This window comes from Pseudomonas sp. HLMP (assembly GCF_046365545.1).
GTDB lineage: Bacteria > Pseudomonadota > Gammaproteobacteria > Pseudomonadales > Pseudomonadaceae > Aquipseudomonas > Aquipseudomonas guariconensis_B.
Genome location: NZ_JBDLLR010000001.1, coordinates 1,674,183 through 1,689,853, shown reverse-complemented (window position 1 = coordinate 1,689,853; position 15,671 = coordinate 1,674,183). Strand labels below are relative to the sequence as shown.

The 15,671-nt window shown below is 66.2% G+C and carries 14 protein-coding genes; all 14 read right to left on the bottom strand.

Features of this window, described 5'->3' with window-relative positions:
- Positions 1–38: 38 nt before the first annotated feature.
- Genes ftsA through mraZ form a run of 14 tightly spaced genes read right to left on the bottom strand, consistent with a single transcriptional unit; the run spans position 39 to position 15,539 of the window.
- Positions 39–1,292 (bottom strand): cell division protein FtsA, encoded by a 1,254-nt coding sequence (gene ftsA, locus ABFA30_RS08000; protein ID WP_225789390.1) that lies wholly within the window; start codon positions 1,290–1,292, stop codon positions 39–41.
- A gap of 14 nt (positions 1,293–1,306) precedes the next feature.
- Entirely contained in the window at positions 1,307–2,176 is an 870-nt protein-coding gene (locus tag ABFA30_RS07995; RefSeq protein WP_253081264.1) for a cell division protein FtsQ/DivIB, read from the bottom strand.
- A 5-nt stretch (positions 2,177–2,181) separates the two neighbouring features.
- Positions 2,182–3,138: a D-alanine--D-alanine ligase gene (locus ABFA30_RS07990; protein WP_225789392.1), complete on the bottom strand. Its 957-nt coding sequence runs from the start codon at positions 3,136–3,138 to the stop codon at positions 2,182–2,184.
- Complete coding sequence (murC, locus tag ABFA30_RS07985) at positions 3,135–4,589, bottom strand: UDP-N-acetylmuramate--L-alanine ligase (protein ID WP_225789393.1); 1,455 nt, start codon at positions 4,587–4,589, stop codon at positions 3,135–3,137. The genes ABFA30_RS07990 and murC overlap by 4 nt, the downstream gene beginning before the upstream one ends.
- A complete protein-coding gene (murG, locus tag ABFA30_RS07980; protein WP_253099579.1) occupies positions 4,582–5,661 on the bottom strand; it encodes an undecaprenyldiphospho-muramoylpentapeptide beta-N-acetylglucosaminyltransferase in 1,080 nt (359 codons plus the stop codon). The genes murC and murG overlap by 8 nt, the downstream gene beginning before the upstream one ends.
- Positions 5,651–6,865 carry a putative lipid II flippase FtsW gene (ftsW, locus tag ABFA30_RS07975; RefSeq protein ID WP_262923514.1) on the bottom strand — a complete coding sequence of 405 codons (1,215 nt, stop codon included), beginning with the start codon at positions 6,863–6,865 and terminating at the stop codon, positions 5,651–5,653. The genes murG and ftsW overlap by 11 nt, the downstream gene beginning before the upstream one ends.
- Positions 6,862–8,208, bottom strand: a complete 1,347-nt coding sequence (gene murD, locus ABFA30_RS07970) for a UDP-N-acetylmuramoyl-L-alanine--D-glutamate ligase (RefSeq protein WP_253081270.1) — start codon at positions 8,206–8,208, stop codon at positions 6,862–6,864. Before murD ends, ftsW begins: the two co-directional genes overlap by 4 nt.
- Before the next feature lie 6 nt (positions 8,209–8,214).
- Entirely contained in the window at positions 8,215–9,297 is a 1,083-nt protein-coding gene (gene mraY, locus ABFA30_RS07965; RefSeq protein WP_225789396.1) for a phospho-N-acetylmuramoyl-pentapeptide-transferase, read from the bottom strand.
- Positions 9,297–10,664, bottom strand: a complete 1,368-nt coding sequence (gene murF / locus ABFA30_RS07960) for a UDP-N-acetylmuramoyl-tripeptide--D-alanyl-D-alanine ligase (protein WP_253081265.1) — start codon at positions 10,662–10,664, stop codon at positions 9,297–9,299. Before murF ends, mraY begins: the two co-directional genes overlap by 1 nt.
- Complete coding sequence (locus tag ABFA30_RS07955; RefSeq protein WP_410045316.1) at positions 10,657–12,120, bottom strand: UDP-N-acetylmuramoyl-L-alanyl-D-glutamate--2,6-diaminopimelate ligase; 1,464 nt, start codon at positions 12,118–12,120, stop codon at positions 10,657–10,659. Before ABFA30_RS07955 ends, murF begins: the two co-directional genes overlap by 8 nt.
- Entirely contained in the window at positions 12,120–13,850 is a 1,731-nt protein-coding gene (locus ABFA30_RS07950; RefSeq protein WP_225789502.1) for a peptidoglycan D,D-transpeptidase FtsI family protein, read from the bottom strand. Before ABFA30_RS07950 ends, ABFA30_RS07955 begins: the two co-directional genes overlap by 1 nt.
- Complete coding sequence (gene ftsL / locus ABFA30_RS07945; protein ID WP_225789399.1) at positions 13,850–14,143, bottom strand: cell division protein FtsL; 294 nt, start codon at positions 14,141–14,143, stop codon at positions 13,850–13,852. Before ftsL ends, ABFA30_RS07950 begins: the two co-directional genes overlap by 1 nt.
- Positions 14,140–15,087, bottom strand: a complete 948-nt coding sequence (gene rsmH / locus ABFA30_RS07940) for a 16S rRNA (cytosine(1402)-N(4))-methyltransferase RsmH (protein ID WP_410045315.1) — start codon at positions 15,085–15,087, stop codon at positions 14,140–14,142. The genes ftsL and rsmH overlap by 4 nt, the downstream gene beginning before the upstream one ends.
- Positions 15,084–15,539: a division/cell wall cluster transcriptional repressor MraZ gene (gene mraZ / locus ABFA30_RS07935; protein ID WP_225789400.1), complete on the bottom strand. Its 456-nt coding sequence runs from the start codon at positions 15,537–15,539 to the stop codon at positions 15,084–15,086. Before mraZ ends, rsmH begins: the two co-directional genes overlap by 4 nt.
- Positions 15,540–15,671 lie beyond the last annotated feature (132 nt).

Below are 15,671 nucleotides of genomic sequence, written 5' to 3'. Positions count from 1 at the left end.
GTTCTCTAGTTTTGCGCCTACCACTACTGCTCTGAAACTTAGAAATTGCCCTGGACCCAACGCTTGAATCGCTCAAGCACCGGAGCCTTCGGTTCCTCGCCATAGCTGTTGCTGCTGTTGCCGGTCAGGGGCAGGTCCTCGGTCTGCTTCTGCAGGCCATAGGTAAGCAGGCCCACGCCGGTGGAATAGATCGGGTTGCGCACCACGTCGCTCAGCCCCCGAACGCTGTGCGGTACGCCCAGGCGTACCGGCATGTGGAAGATTTCCTCGGCCAGTTCCACGGCGCCTTCCATCTTCGCGGTGCCGCCGGTGAGGACGATGCCGGCGGGCACCAGGTCCTCGTAGCCGCTGCGACGCAGCTCGGCCTGGATCAGGGTGAAGAGCTCGTCGTAACGGGGCTCCACCACCTCGGCCAGGGCCTGGCGCGACAGCTCGCGCGGCGGGCGATCGCCCACGCTCGGCACCTTGATGGTCTCGCCTGCGCCAGCCAGTTTGGCCAGGGCACAGGCGTAGCGGATCTTGATTTCCTCGGCGTACTGGGTCGGCGTGCGCAGGGCCATGGCGATGTCGTTGGTCACCTGGTCGCCGGCGATCGGGATCACCGCGGTGTGGCGGATCGCGCCTTCGGTGAAGATGGCGATGTCGGTGGTGCCGCCACCGATGTCCACCAGGCACACGCCCAGTTCCTTCTCGTCGTCGGTCAGCACCGAGTAGGCCGAAGCCAGTTGCTCGAGGATGATGTCATCGATTTCCAGGCCGCAACGGCGCACGCACTTCTCGATGTTCTGCGCCGCGTTGACCGCGCAGGTGACCACGTGGACCTTGGCCTCCAGGCGCACGCCGGACATGCCAAGCGGCTCGCGCACGCCTTCCTGGTTGTCGATCACGTAGTCCTGCGGCAGGGTGTGCAGGACCCGCTGGTCGGCCGGGATCGCCACGGCCTGGGCGGCGTCGAGCACGCGCTCGAGGTCGGCGGTGCTGACCTCGCGGTCGCGGATGGCGACGATGCCGTGGGAGTTCAGGCTGCGGATATGGTTGCCGGCCACGCCGACGAACGCCGAGTGGATGCGGCAGCCAGCCATCAGCTGCGCCTCTTCCACCGCGCGCTGGATCGACTGCACGGTCGACTCGATGTTCACCACCACGCCCTTCTTCAGGCCGCGGGACGGATGGGTGCCGATCCCCACGATCTCCAGGGTGCCGTCATCGGCCACTTCGCCCACCAGCGCCACCACCTTGGAGGTGCCGATGTCCAGCCCGACGATCATTTTGCCGCTATGCGCGTTTGCCATGGTCCTGCCTCTCTCTAATTCTTCGCAACGGCGGGTTGGGCCGTCGTCGGTGCAATCGGTTCCCGCCAGCCAACGGCCAACCCGTTGGCGTACCGCAGATCGATGCGGGCGATGTTGGTGATCTGCTCTTTGAGTGTCTTGTCGTAAATGGCAATGAAACGGCGCATCTTCTCCACCAGGTGATCACGCCCCAACAACAGCTCGATCCCCGGGCCGGCGCTGCCTGCGCCGGTGGTGAGGAACCAACTGCCCCGCTCGCGCAGCTCCAGGCGAGCGATGGAAAACCCCAGGGGGCGCAGCATCTGGCTCAATACCTGATATTGCTGCATGACTTTTTGCTGGGCACGCTGCGGCCCGAACAGCTGCGGCAGGTGCTCATAGTTGGCCAGTTCGCGCGGGGTGAAGGCCTGGCCCTGGTTGTTGAGCAGGGCTTCATCCCCCCAGCGCGCCACCGGCAACTGTTCTTCCAGGCGGATCACCACCTCGTCCGGCCAGACCCGGCGAACCTCGGCGTGGGCGATCCAGGGCATCTGCTCGAGCTCCAGGCGCATGGCCGTCAGATCCACGCTGAAGAAGCTCGCCGCCACATAGGGCGCGATCCGTTGCTGCACCGCCTGCTGGCTGATGTAGCTCAGGTCGCCCTGCACGGCGATCCGGGTGATCGGCCGGTCGGCGTACGGCATCAGGCGCAACGCGCCTTCGTAGGCGCCGAAGCCGGCGGCCACCAGCAGTACCGGCCAGAGCAGGCGCTTGAGCGCGCTGAAGTTGGCCTTGGGCAGGCGCGCCGACATTGGCTCCTTGGCCACCAGTCGGCTGGCACCGCGCGGCACCGGCTTGCTACGGCCGGTGGCGGGTTGCTGATGACGGAACATCGCGCCTTGCATGGCGGTTAACCTCGCGTCTCGACGCTGTCGGCCAGGATCGCCAGCACCAGTTGCTGGAAGTCCAGGCCGGCCGCGCGGGCAGCCATCGGCACCAGGCTATGGTCGGTCATGCCCGGTGCGGTGTTGACCTCGAGCAGCCAGAAGCGACCCTGCTCGTCCTGCATCACGTCCAGCCGGCCCCAGCCTTCGATGCCGATGGCATCGCAGGCGCGCGCGGTCAGTTCGATCAGTTCCTGTTCCTTGGCGCTGTCCAGGCCGCACGGGATGCGGTACTGGGTATCGTTGGCCAGGTACTTGGCGTCGTAGTCGTAGAACACGTGCGGCGTGCCCAGGGCGATCGGCGGCAATACCTGGCCACGCAGCACGGCGACGGTGAATTCCGGGCCGTGGATCCATTGCTCGACCAGGACCTGGGAATCGTATTGGGCGGCATCCCTCCAGGCAGCGACCAGCTCTTCCACGCTGTTCACCTTGGCCATGCCGATACTGGAACCTTCATGGGCGGGTTTGACGATCAACGGGAAGCCCAGTTCCGTGCCCGCGGCGACACAGTCGTTTTCATTGGCCAGCACGGCGTGGCGTGGCGTCGGGATGCCCAGGCTTTGCCACACCTGCTTGGTGCGCAGCTTGTCCATGGCCAGGGCCGAGGCCAGGATGCCGCTGCCGGTGTAGGGGATGTCCAGGCACTCAAGCAGGCCCTGCATGCTGCCGTCTTCGCCACCACGGCCGTGGAGGATGATGAAGGCGCGGTCGATCTTCTCGCTCTGCAGGCGCGCGAGCAGGTCGTCGCCCACATCGATGCCGACCACGTCGACACCGGCACTGGTCAGCGCCTGCAGCACCGCGGTGCCGGACTTGAGGGAAACCTCACGCTCGGCGCTCTTGCCGCCGTAGAGCACGGCGACGCGACCGAAGGCCTTCACGTCCATGGTCGAATGCAGCTTGTCGTAGGCACGGGTCATTTCGACTTCTCCTGGCGGGTGACGGTGCCGGCGAACAGCGGGCTTTTCATCAGTTGCGGGGCCAGGCCACCGATGTCACCGGCACCCTGGCAGAGCAGGATGTCGCCGGCGCGCAGCAATGGCTTGACCAGCGGCGCCAGGTCGACGCCGCGTTCGATGTAGATCGGGTCCAGTTGGCCGCGCTGGCGGATGCTGTGGCACAGCTGGCGGCTGTCGGCCCCGGGGATCGGCTCCTCGCCGGCCGGGTACACCTCCATCAGCAGCAGCACGTTGGCGTCGGCCAGCACCTGCACGAAATCGTCGTACAGGTCGCGGGTACGGCTGTAGCGGTGCGGCTGGTAGACCATCACCAGGCGCCGGCTCGGCCAGCCGCCGCGCACGGCCTTGATCACCGCGGCCACTTCGGTCGGGTGGTGGCCGTAGTCGTCCACCAGCATCACGCTGCCGTCCTCGACCGGCAGCTCGCCGTATACCTGGAAGCGTCGACCCACGCCCTGGAAGCCCGACAGGCCCTGGACGATGGCCTCGTCGCTGATGCCCTCGTCGGTGGCGATGGCGATGGTGGCCAGGGCGTTGAGCACATTGTGGTTGCCCGGCATGTTGACCGAGACATCCAGCGGCTCGCGATCACGGCGCAGCACGGTGAAGTGGGTCTGCATGCCCTGCTGGCGCACGTTGATGGCGCGTACGTCGGCCTCGTCGCTGAAACCGTAGGTGACGGTCGGGCGCTTGACCTGCGGCAGTATCTCGCGCACCACCGGGTCGTCCAGGCACATCACCGCCAGGCCGTAGAACGGCAGGTTGTGCAGGAACTCGACGAAGGTCTTCTTCAGCTTGTTGAAGTCGCCTTCGTAGGTGGCCATGTGGTCGGCGTCGATGTTGGTGACCACGGCGACCATCGGCTGCAGGTGCAGGAAGCTGGCATCGCTCTCGTCGGCTTCGGCGATCAGGTAGCGGCTGGTGCCGAGCTGGGCGTTGGTGCCAGCCGCGGTCAGGCGTCCGCCGATGACGAAGGTCGGGTCCAGGCCACCGGCGGCGAACACCGAGGCCAGCAGGCTGGTGGTGGTGGTCTTGCCGTGGGTACCGGCCACGGCGACACCGTGACGGTAGCGCATCAGCTCAGCGAGCATCTCGGCACGCGGCACCACGGGGATGCGCCGCTCCAGGGCGGTGGCGACTTCCGGGTTGGCCGGGTTGATGGCACTGGAGACCACCAGCACATCGGCGTTGGCGGCGTTCTCGGCGCGATGGCCGACGAAGATCTCGGCACCGAACGACTCCAGCCGCTCGGTGACCGGCGAGGCCTTGAGGTCAGAGCCGGACACCTGGTAACCCAGGTTCAGCAGCACCTCGGCGATGCCGCACATGCCCACGCCGCCGATACCGACGAAGTGGATGCGGCGGATACGGCCCATCTTCGGCTGAGGCATGGCTTTCTGGCTTTCAACCATGGGCCACCTCCAGGCAGATATCGACCACGGTGCTGGTTGCGGCAGGTTTGGCCAGTCGCCGTGCGGTGCTGGCCATGGTGTTGAGTTTCTCGGGTTGCATCAGCACCTCGTTCAGGCGTTCAGCGAGCTGCGCTGCGCCAGTTGTCGCTTGTGGCATCAGGAAGGCGGCACCTTCGCGAGCCAGGTATTGGGCGTTGTGGGTCTGGTGGTCGTCGATGGCGTGGGGCAAGGGCACCAGCATCGAGGGCAGGCCTGCCGCCGCGAGTTCGCTGACGGTCAGGGCGCCGGCCCGGCACACCACCATGTCGGCCCAGCCATAGGCCTGGGCCATGTCCTTGATGAAGGGCTCTACCTGAGCCTCGACGCCCGCTTCGCGATAACGCTCGGCGGTGATCGACGCATGCTGCTTGCCGGCCTGGTGGAACACCTCCGGGCGCAGGTCCGCTGACACTTCCGACAGGGCCTTAGGCAGCAATTTATTCAATGGTTCCGCACCCAGGCTGCCGCCGAGCACCAACAGCCGCGCACGCCGCTCGGCCAGGGGCGCGCGCGACGCCTCCAGGAACAGCTCAGGGCGCACCGGATTGCCGGTGGTACGGCGCTTGGCGCTGGCCGCGAAGGTGTCAGGGAAAGCTTCGCAGACGCGCGCCGAGAGGGGCACCAGCAGCCGATTGGCGGTACCGGCACGGGCATTCTGCTCGTGGATCACCAGCGGCACGCCGCACAGCCGCGCGGCCACGCCACCAGGGCCGGTCACATAGCCGCCGAAGCCCAGCACGCAGGCCGGCTTCAGCTGGCCAATGATGCGCCGCGCCTGCAGCACCGCCTTGACCAGGGTGAATGGTGCCTTGAGCAGCGACAGCTTGCTCTTGCCACGCAGCCCGCTGACCTGGATCAGGTGCAAGGGCAGGCCGGCCTGGGGCACCAGTTCGTTCTCGATGCCGCGCGGGGTGCCCAACCAGTGCACGTTGTAGCCACGGGCCTGGAATTCGCGGGCGCAGGCCAGGGCCGGGAACACGTGGCCCCCGGTGCCGCCCGCCATGATCAGGACGTTCTTGCCGTCAGCGGCCATGGTAGGTCTCCTCGGCAAAATCGCTTTCCTTGAATTCGTGCTCCTCGCTGCCCAGGTGCGTGCGGCTCTCCCATTCGATACGCAGCAACAGCCCCACGCAGGCACAGCAGATGACCAACGAGCTGCCGCCATAGCTGAGGAACGGCAGGGTCAGGCCCTTGGTCGGCAGCAGGCCGACATTCACCCCGATGTTGATGAGGAACTGGCCTATCCACAGGAAGGCCAGGCCGAAGGCCATGTAGGCGGCGAAGAATTGCTTGGCTTTCTCGGCCCACAGACCGATGTACAGGGCGCGCACGGTGACGAAGACGAACAGCGCCACGGTGCACAGCGAGCCGAGCACACCCAGCTCCTCGGCCAGGACCGAGAACACGAAGTCGGTGTGCGCCTCGGGCAGGTAGAACTGCTTCTGCACGCTGTTGCCCAGGCCCACGCCCAGCCACTCGCCACGACCGAAGGCGATCAGCGCCTGGGTCAGCTGGTAGCCGGAACCGAACTGGTCGGCCCAGGGGTCGGTGAAGGTGATCAGGCGCGCCATCCGGTAGGGCTGCGCCTGCACCAGGATGAACACCGCCACCACCGCCAGCGCCACCATCAGGCTGAAGCGGAACAACCCCACCCCACCAAGGAACAGCATGGCCGCCGCGGCGCCCATCATCACCACGGTGGCGCCGAAGTCCGGCTCCATCAGCAGCAGGCCGGCCATCGGCAGCAGCACGATGAACGGCTTGAAGAAGCCCATCCAGCTTTCGCGCACCTCTTGCTGGCGGCGCACCAGGTAGCCGGCCAGGTAGATGACCACGAAGACCTTGGCGATCTCCGAGGGCTGGACGTTGAAGAAGCTGAAGCCGATCCAACGCATGGAGCCGTTCACTTCGCGACCGATGCCGGGCACCAGCACCAGCACCAGCAAGCCGAAGGCGCCCAGCAGCATCATGAAGCCCATGCGCTGCCAAGTGGCGATCGGCACCATCATGGTCGCCCCACAGGCGATCAGGCCCAGGGCCACGTACACCAGGTGGCGGAACATGTGGTACAGCGGGTTGCCCGACTGCACCGCGGCGACTTCCGAGGAGGCCGAGGTGATCATCACCAGGCCCAGGCCGAGCAGCGCCAGGCAGCCGGCGAGGAACGGGAAGTCCAGGTCGATGCCTCGGCCGCTGATCAGCGGCGACGGATAGGGCTTGATGATGCCGAAGATCATGCCAGCCCTCCTGCCGCCTGGGCGAACAGACGCCCGCGTTCTTCGAAGTTGCGGAACATGTCGAGGCTGGCGCAGGCCGGCGACAACAGCACGGCATCGCCGGGCTGGGCCAGTTCGGCGCAGCGCTGCACGGCCTCGTCCAGGGTCTTGACCCTGACCTGCCGCACACCCTCGCCGAGCGACTCGGCCAGGCGCTCGGCATCGCGGCCGAGCAGGACCACGGCGCGGCAGTAGCGCGCCACCGGCTCGCGCAAAGCGGAGAAATCGGCCCCCTTGCCGTCACCGCCGGCAATCAGCACCAGCTTGCCGTCGATATCCGCGCCCAGGCCCTCGATGGCGGCCAGGGCGGCACCGACGTTGGTGGCCTTGGAATCGTCGTACCAGTTCACCCCGTTGCGCTCGCGCACCCATTGGCAACGGTGGGCGAGCCCGGCGAATTCGCGCAGGGCCTCGAGCATCGGTGCGAACGGCAGGCCCACCGCATGGCCCAGGGCCAGCGCGGCCAGGGCATTGCTCTGGTTGTGGGCACCCCGGATCTTCAGCTCGCGCACCGGCATCAGGGCCTGGAACTCGAAGGCCAGGTGTTTTTCACCGTCCACTTCGCGCAGGCCGAAGGCCTTGAAGTCCGGCACGTTGAGGCCGAAGGTCCAGCAGGGCCGGCCTTCGACCGGCAGCGGCCGGCTCAGGGCGTCCTGGCGGTTCACCACCACCTGGCGGGCGCCGCGAAAGATCCGGTGCTTGGCCAGGTGGTAGGCCGGCAGGCCGCTGTAGCGGTCCATGTGGTCTTCGCTGATGTTGAGCACGGTGGCCACTTCGGCATTGAGCTGCTCGGTGGTCTCCAGCTGGAAGCTGGACAACTCCAGGACGTACAGCTCCACGGCGTCGTCGAGCAGATCGAGCGCCGGCGTGCCGAGGTTGCCGCCCACTGCCACACGTTTGCCAGCCTTGGCGGCCATCTCGCCGACCAGGGTGGTCACGGTGCTCTTGGCGTTGGAGCCGCTGATGGCCACGATCGGCGCCTTGGCATACCGGGCGAACAGTTCGATGTCGCCGGACAGGCGCACGCCACGCGCCGCGGCCTGCTGCAGCGCCGGTGTGGCCAGGGCCAGGCCGGGGCTGACGTACAACTCGTTGGCGCGGCACAGGAAGTCCACGTCCAGTTCGCCACAGCGCACTTCCACCTGCGGGTACTCGCGGCGCAGGGTATCCAGTTCCGGCGGCTGCTCGCGGGTGTCGGCGACCGCAAAGGCGATGCCCCGGTTCGCCAGAAAGCGAACCAGGGACATGCCGCTCTTGCCGAGGCCGACAACGATGCGGAATTGGTCGGAAGCGATCAGTGACACGCTCATCTACCTCAGTTTCAGGGTGGCAAGGCCGATCAGCACCAGAATCACGGTGATGATCCAGAAACGGACGATCACCCGTGGCTCGGGCCAACCCTTGAGTTCAAAGTGGTGGTGGATCGGTGCCATGCGGAACACGCGCTTGCCGGTCAACTTGAACGAAGCGACCTGGATCACCACCGACAGGGTTTCCATGACGAACACCCCGCCCATGATGAACAGGACGATCTCCTGGCGGACGATCACCGCGATGGTGCCCAGCGCAGCGCCCAGCGCCAGGGCGCCGACGTCGCCCATGAACACCTGGGCCGGGTAGGTGTTGAACCACAAGAAGCCCAGGCCCGCGCCGATCAGCGCGCCGCAGAACACGATCAGCTCGCCCGAGCCCGGCACGTACGGGATCAGCAGGTATTCGGCGAATTTCACGTTGCCCGACAGGTAGCAGAAGATGCCCAGGGCGCCGCCGACCATCACCGTCGGCATGATCGCCAGGCCATCGAGGCCATCGGTGAGGTTGACCGCGTTGCTCGAGCCTACGATGACGAAATAGGTCAGCACGACGAAGCCGATGCCCAGGGGGATGGTGACATCCTTGAGGAACGGCACGATCAGGGTGGTCTCGACGCTGGTCGGGGCGGTCATGTAGAGGAACACCGCGGCGCCCAGGCCGAACACCGACTGCCAGAAATACTTCCAGCGGCTCGGCAGGCCACGGGAGTTCTTCTCGATCACCTTGCGGTAGTCGTCGACCCAGCCGATGGCGCCGAACAGCATGGTCACCACCAGCACGACCCAGACATAACGGTTGGACAGGTCGGCCCACAGCAGGGTGCTGATGCCGATGGCCGACAGGATCAGGGCGCCGCCCATGGTGGGGGTGCCCGACTTGGACAGGTGCGATTGCGGGCCGTCGTTACGCACGGCCTGGCCAATCTGGCGGATCTGCAGGGTACGGATCATCCACGGCCCCAGCCACAGCGCCAGGGACAACGCGGTCAGTACGCCCAGGATCCCGCGCAGGGACAGGTACTGGAAGACCGCGAAGCCCTTGTGGAACTGTTGCAGATACTCGGCCAACAGCAGCAGCATTAATGTTTCTCCCCGCTGGCACCGCACAAGGCCGCCACGACGTTTTCCATCGCAGCGCTGCGCGAGCCCTTGATCAAGATAGTGGTGTTGCTGGCATGCTCGCCGCGAACAGCGTCGATCAGCTCAGCCTGAGTAGCGAAATGACGGCCATTGGCGCCGAACGCCTTGACCGCATGGGCCATGTTGGTACCCACCGCGTACAGGGCGTCGACCTTGCCGCGCGCGTAGTCGCCCACCTGGCGGTGGCCTTCCTGCGCCCATTGCCCCAGTTCGCCGATATCCCCGAGCACCAGGACGGTCCGCCCGGAAAAGCCGGCGAGTATATCAATGGCGGCGCACATCGAGGTGGGATTTGCGTTGTAGCTGTCGTCGATCACCCTGACGCCGTTGGGCGCGATTTGCGCCACGCTACGCCCCTTGACCGGCTGGACCGCGCCCAGCCCGGCCGCGATACCGGCAAGGCTCACACCCAGGGCATGGGCGGCAGCGGCGCCAGCCAGGGCATTGCTGACGTTGTGGGTGCCCAGCAGGTTCAGTTGCACCGCGACCGAGCCTTGCGGCCCGTGCAGGGTGAAGGATGGGCAACCACGGGCATCGCGACCGATGTCGCTGGCGTGGAAGTCGGCCTGCGGATTGGCCAGGGCGAAACTCAGGACCCGATGGGCACCCGCACGCACGTGCCAAGTGCCAAAGGCCTTGTCGTCCAGGTTGAGGATGGCCGTGCCGCCCTCGCCCAGGCCTTCGAGGATCTCGCCCTTGGCCTCGACGATTTTTTCCGGGCCGCCGAACTCGCCGACGTGGGCGGTCCCGGCGTTGTTGATGATGACCACTTCAGGGCGGGTCAAGCCGACGGTGTAGCGGATCTCGCCGATGCGCGAGGCGCCCAGCTCGATCACCGCGGCACTGTGCTCGGGGGCGATTTCCAGCAGGGTCAGCGGTGCGCCGAGGTCGTTGTTGAGGTTGCCACGGGTGGCCAGCACCGGGCCTCGGGTGCGCAAAATGCAGGCGAGCATCTCTTTGACGGTGGTCTTGCCGCTGGAGCCGGTGATGGCAACGACCGGCTTGTCGAACGCGGCGCGATTCAAGGCACCGAGCTGGCCCAGGGCCAGGCGGCTATCGGCGACCAGCAGTTGCGGCAGCTCGACATCGGCGATCTCACGCTCCACCAGGGCGGCCACGGCGCCCTTGGCCTTGACGTCGGCCAGGTAGTCATGGCCGTCGAAACGCGGGCCGGCCAGGGCGACGAACAACTGCCCGGCAGCCACCGTGCGGCTGTCGATGCTGACGCCGTCGAAGCGGGCATCGTCGCCAACCACCCGTGCGGCGAGCGGTGCGCTCAATTGGCTGAGTGTCATGGGCTTAAGCATGCGGAGCCTCCCAGGCTGCAAGTGCCTTCTCGGCTTCGACCAAGTCGGAGAAGTCAAGGCGCTGGCCGTTGATCTCCTGGTAATCCTCGTGCCCCTTGCCGGCCAGGACGATCACGTCGTCGGCGGCAGCGGTGGCGATCAGGTGCGCGATGGCCTCGCCACGGCCGGCGACGAACTCGACATCGACAGGCTTGGCGAAACCGGGGCGAATATCGTCGAAAATACGCTGCGGATCTTCGCTACGCGGATTGTCGTCGGTGACCAGCACGCGGTCGGCCAGGCGCTCGGCCACCTGGGCCATCAGCGGGCGCTTGCCACGGTCACGGTCGCCGCCGCAACCGAACAGGCACAGCAGGCGGCCATGGGCATGCGGGCGCAAGGCTTCGAGGACCTTCTCCAGGGCATCGGGCGTGTGTGCGTAGTCGACCACCACCAGCGGCTTGTCGCCGCCGCCCAGGCGCTGCATGCGACCGACCGGCCCCTGCAGTCGCGGGGTGACCTTGAGAATCTCGTCCAGCGGATAGTCCAGGGCCAGCAGGGTCGCCACGGCGGCGAGCATATTGCTCAGGTTGAAGCGCCCGAGCAGGCAGCTGCGCAGGGCATGCTCGCCTTGCGGGGTGACGATCATGGCACGCACGCCGTCGTCGTCGAAACTCGCCTGTTTGCAGAACAGCGTCGCCGCCGGGTCCTGCAAGCTGTAGCTGATCAGCCGCGACTCGGCGTGGACCATGGCCAGGCGACGACCGAAGTCATCGTCCAGGTTGACCACCCGGCACTGCAGGTTCGGCCAGGCGAACAGCCGGGCCTTGGCGGCCTCGTAGGCCTCCATGCTGCCGTGGTAGTCCAGGTGGTCGCGGGACAGGTTGGTCATCACGGCGATATCGAAGGCCAGGGCGGCCACCCGGCCCTGCTCCAGGGCATGGGACGACACCTCCATGGCCACGGCCTTGGCGCCGCCCTTCTTCAGGTCGTTCAGGGTCGCCTGCACGGCAATCGGGTCGGGCGTGGTCAGGCGGCCGCTGCGCAGCTCGCCATAAAAGCCGGTGCCGAGCGTACCGATCAGCCCACAGCGCCGGCCCAGCGCATCGAGCGCCTGGGCCACCAGCTGGGTGACACTGGTCTTGCCGTTGGTGCCGGTGACGCCGACCAGGTCGAGCTGGCGGCTCGGTTCGCCATAGAAGCGCCCGGCGATCTGCGACAGCTGGCCGATCAGGCCCTTGACCGGAATCAGCGGCACGTCGGTGATCGGCAGGACGCTTGCTCCCTGCTCTTCATAGGCCACCGCGGCGGCGCCACGGGCCAGCGCGTCGGCGATGTGCGCACGGCCGTCGACCTTGGCGCCGGGGACAGCCAGGAACAGGTCGCCCGGTCGCACCTGGCGGCTGTCGAGGGTCAGCTCGCGGATCAGCGGATCGCGGCTGGCATGGGCGAAAAGCTTGCTCAATGGCATCGTCATCAACCACGCCCTCCCTTGGCGGGTACTGCACTGGCCTGCTGCGTATCTGGCGGCGGCAGGTTGTCCGGCGGCACGTTCATCAGGCGCAGGGTGCCCGACATCACCTTGCTGAACACCGGCGCCGAGACCAGGCCGCCGAAGTAACCACCCTTGCTCGGCTCGTCGATGACCACGACGATGGCGTAACGCGGGTCGCTCATCGGACCGAAGCCGGCGAACAGCGAACGGTAGGCGTTTTCCGTGTAGCCCTTGGCACCGACGGTGGCCTTGCGCGCCGTACCGGACTTGCCACCGACGTGATAGAACGGCACCTGGGCGCGGAACACCCCACGCGGGGCCTCGATGACCTGCTGCAGCATGCCCTGGATGGTCTCGGCGGTTTCTTTCGGGATCGCCTGGACGGCTTCCGGGGCCTTGTCGACCTTGAGGATCGACAGCGGCACCATCTTGCCGTCGTTGGCCAGGGCGGCGTAGGCATGCACCAGTTGCAAGGCAGTCACCGAGACGCCATAGCCGTAGGACAGCGTGGCAGTCTCGGCCTTGCGCCATTCGCGATGGTTGGGCAGGTTGCCGACTCGCTCGCCAGGGAAGCCCAGGCCGGTGTACTGGCCCAGGCCCAGTTGCGACATGACCCGGTAGATGGCGTCGCCACCGATGTCGAAGGCGATCTTGCTCATGCCCACGTTACTGGAGTTGATCAGGATGCCGGTCAGGTCGAGGATCGGGCCCTCGCTACGGGACACGTCCTTGATGGTGTAGCGGCCGATCTGCAGGCTGCCGGGGTAGACCTCGACCTTGTCGGTCGGCTTCCAGCGGCCACTCTGCAACGCCGCGCTCATGGAGATCGGCTTGACCGTCGAGCCAGGCTCGAACACATCGATGATCGCCCGGTTGCGCATCGCGGCGGGGAACATGCTGCGGCGGTTGTTCGGGTTGTAGGTCGGCTGGTTGACCATGGCCAGGACCTCGCCGGTCTTGACGTCCATGATCACCAGGCTGCCGGCCTTGGCGTCCTGTTCGGCGATGGCGTTGCGCAGCTCGCGGGTGGCCAGGTACTGCAGGCGCAGGTCTATCGACAACGCCAAGGTCTTCCCGGCCTTGGCGTTCTTGGTCACCTGGATGTCCTTGATCAGCCGGCCACGCCGGTCCTTGATCACCTGCCGCTTGCCGGGCACGCCGGCGAGCCATTCGTCGTAGGCCAGCTCCACGCCTTCGCGCCCGTGATCGTCCAGGTCGGTGAAGCCGACCATGTGCGCGGTGACGTCCCCCGCCGGGTAGAAGCGGCGGAACTCCTCCATGCCGTAGACACCGGGGATCTTCAGGTCGAGCACTTGCTGGCCCTGCTCCGGGGTCAGGCCGCGGACCAGGTAGATGAACTCCTTGTTGGCCTGCTGGGTCAGGCGCTCGCTCAACTGCTGGGCGTTCTGCCCCAAGGCGGCGGCCAGTTGCCCCCAGCGCTCCTTGGAGGCCTGCATTTCCTTGGGGTTGGCCCACAGGGTGGTGACCGGCGTACTGACGGCCAGGGGCTCGCCATTGCGGTCGGTGATCAGGCCACGGTGCGCAGGGATCGGGATATGCCGCAGGCTGCGGGCGTCGCCCTGCCCCTTGAGGAAGTCACGGTCGATGACCTGCAGGTCGATGATGCGCCAGCAGATGGCGCCGACCATCAGCGCCAGCAATGCGATCACCACCCGGAAGCGCCAGGGGTAGAGTGCGCCTTCGAGCTTCATCATGGTGCCACCATCCGCACTTCGTCAGCGGCCGGCACACGCATGCGCAGTTGCTCGGTAGCCAGGTTCTCGATACGGCTATGGGCGGTCCAGGTGCTCTGCTCGAGGATCAACCGCCCCCATTCGGCCTGGACCTTGTCGCGCTCGTTCAGCTCACCGTAGAGGGTGTTGAGCAGTTGGCGGTTCCAGTGGGCGCTGTAGGACACCGCGATGGCCGAAACCAGGACACCGGCGAACAGCAGAAGCATCAGGAAGCTTCCGCCTGGCAAAGGTTTGGCGAACAGCCGGCTCACCGTAACTTCTCCGCCACCCGCATCACGGCACTGCGCGCGCGCGGGTTGGCCTTGAGTTCGGCATCGGAGGCGAACTGCGCCTTGCCGACCAGACGGATCTTCGGCTCGAAGGCCTTGTGCTGCACCGGCAGGTTGCGCGGCAGGTTGTCTGCCTCGCCCTTGGCCAGCTTGCGCATGAACAGCTTGACGATGCGGTCTTCCAGGGAGTGGAAGCTGATCACCACCAGGCGGCCACCGACTTCCAGCGCATCGAGCGCCGCCTCAAGGCCGGTCTCCAGGTCGCCCAGCTCGTTGTTGACGTGAATGCGCAGGCCCTGGAAGGCACGGGTTGCCGGGTTCTTGCCCTTTTCCCAGGCAGGGTTGGCCGCCTTGAGCACCTCGGCCAGGTCGCCGGTGCGGGTAAAGGGCTGTTGCTCCCGGCGCTGTACCACGGCACGGGCCATGCGTTTGGCGAAGCGCTCTTCGCCATATTCCTTGAAGACCCGGGCGATCTCCTCCTCGGGCGCGCTGGCGATAAACTCGGCAGCACTGAAACCCTTGCCCGGGTTCATGCGCATGTCCAGCGGGCCATCATTGAGGAAGCTGAAGCCGCGCTCGGGATCGTCCAGTTGCGGCGACGACACGCCCAGGTCGAGCAGCACGCCACTGACCTTGCCGTGCAGGCCGCGCGCAGACACTTCGTCGCCCATCTCGGCAAAGCTGCGCTGCACAATGACAAAGCGGCCGTCTTCGGCCGCCAGCGCTTGCCCCGTGGCAATCGCCTGTGGGTCCTTGTCGAAGCCCAGCAACCGCCCTTGCGGCCCGAGCTTGCTGAGAATCAGGCGGCTGTGCCCACCTCGCCCGAAGGTGCCATCCAGATAGCAACCATCGGCGCGCAGGGCCAGTGCCTCGACAGCCTCGTCGAGCAGCACGGTGATGTGGTTGAAGCCGCTATCTATAGTCACAGGATCAGGTCACGCAAATCGTCGGGCATGGCGCCCGGTTGTTGAATAGCTGCAAGATCAGCTGCCGAAACCGCGTTCCAGGCATCCTCATCCCACAGCTGGAATTTGTTCAGCTGCCCCACCAGCATCGCCTTCTTGTCGAGCTTGGCGTATTCGCGCAGGCGTGGCGGAACCAGGAAACGCCCACTGCCATCGAGCTCCAGGTCTACCGCATTACCGATCAGCAGACGCTGGAGGCGGCGGTTTTCCTCACGCAACGACGGCAAGGCGCGCAACTTGGCTTCTATCTGTTCCCACTCATCGAGGGGGTAGACACACAAGCAGGGATCGACAGCGTCGATGGTCACGATCAGCTGACCACCACAACGCGAATCGAGCTCGTCACGGTACCGACTCGGCATGGCGAGTCGGCCCTTTGCATCGAGGCTGACGGCGTTGGCTCCGCGGAACACGGCTGCGATTCCCCACAATGTTAGCTTTTTTGTGTCAGAAAACCCACTTCATCCCACTTTCTGCCACTTGCGCACACTATAGGAATCCGTCCGCTGCACCGTCAAGGCACGTTCATAAGGAAATCCCTTACA

What these genes read in the sequence shown, in the direction of transcription:
- murC (WP_225789393.1), bottom strand. Translation starts at nt 4,589, where the DNA reads ATGGTTGAAAGCCAGAAAGCCATGCCTCAGCCGAAGATGGGCCGTATC.
- ftsA (WP_225789390.1), bottom strand. Translation starts at nt 1,292, where the DNA reads ATGGCAAACGCGCATAGCGGCAAAATGATCGTCGGGCTGGACATCGGC.
- ABFA30_RS07955 (WP_410045316.1), bottom strand. Translation starts at nt 12,120, where the DNA reads ATGACGATGCCATTGAGCAAGCTTTTCGCCCATGCCAGCCGCGATCCG.
- mraY (WP_225789396.1), bottom strand. Translation starts at nt 9,297, where the DNA reads ATGCTGCTGCTGTTGGCCGAGTATCTGCAACAGTTCCACAAGGGCTTC.
- ftsW (WP_262923514.1), bottom strand. Translation starts at nt 6,865, where the DNA reads ATGATCTTCGGCATCATCAAGCCCTATCCGTCGCCGCTGATCAGCGGC.
- ABFA30_RS07950 (WP_225789502.1), bottom strand. Translation starts at nt 13,850, where the DNA reads ATGAAGCTCGAAGGCGCACTCTACCCCTGGCGCTTCCGGGTGGTGATC.
- ABFA30_RS07995 (WP_253081264.1), bottom strand. Translation starts at nt 2,176, where the DNA reads ATGCAAGGCGCGATGTTCCGTCATCAGCAACCCGCCACCGGCCGTAGC.
- murF (WP_253081265.1), bottom strand. Translation starts at nt 10,664, where the DNA reads ATGCTTAAGCCCATGACACTCAGCCAATTGAGCGCACCGCTCGCCGCA.
- murG (WP_253099579.1), bottom strand. Translation starts at nt 5,661, where the DNA reads ATGGCCGCTGACGGCAAGAACGTCCTGATCATGGCGGGCGGCACCGGG.
- ABFA30_RS07990 (WP_225789392.1), bottom strand. Translation starts at nt 3,138, where the DNA reads ATGACCCGTGCCTACGACAAGCTGCATTCGACCATGGACGTGAAGGCC.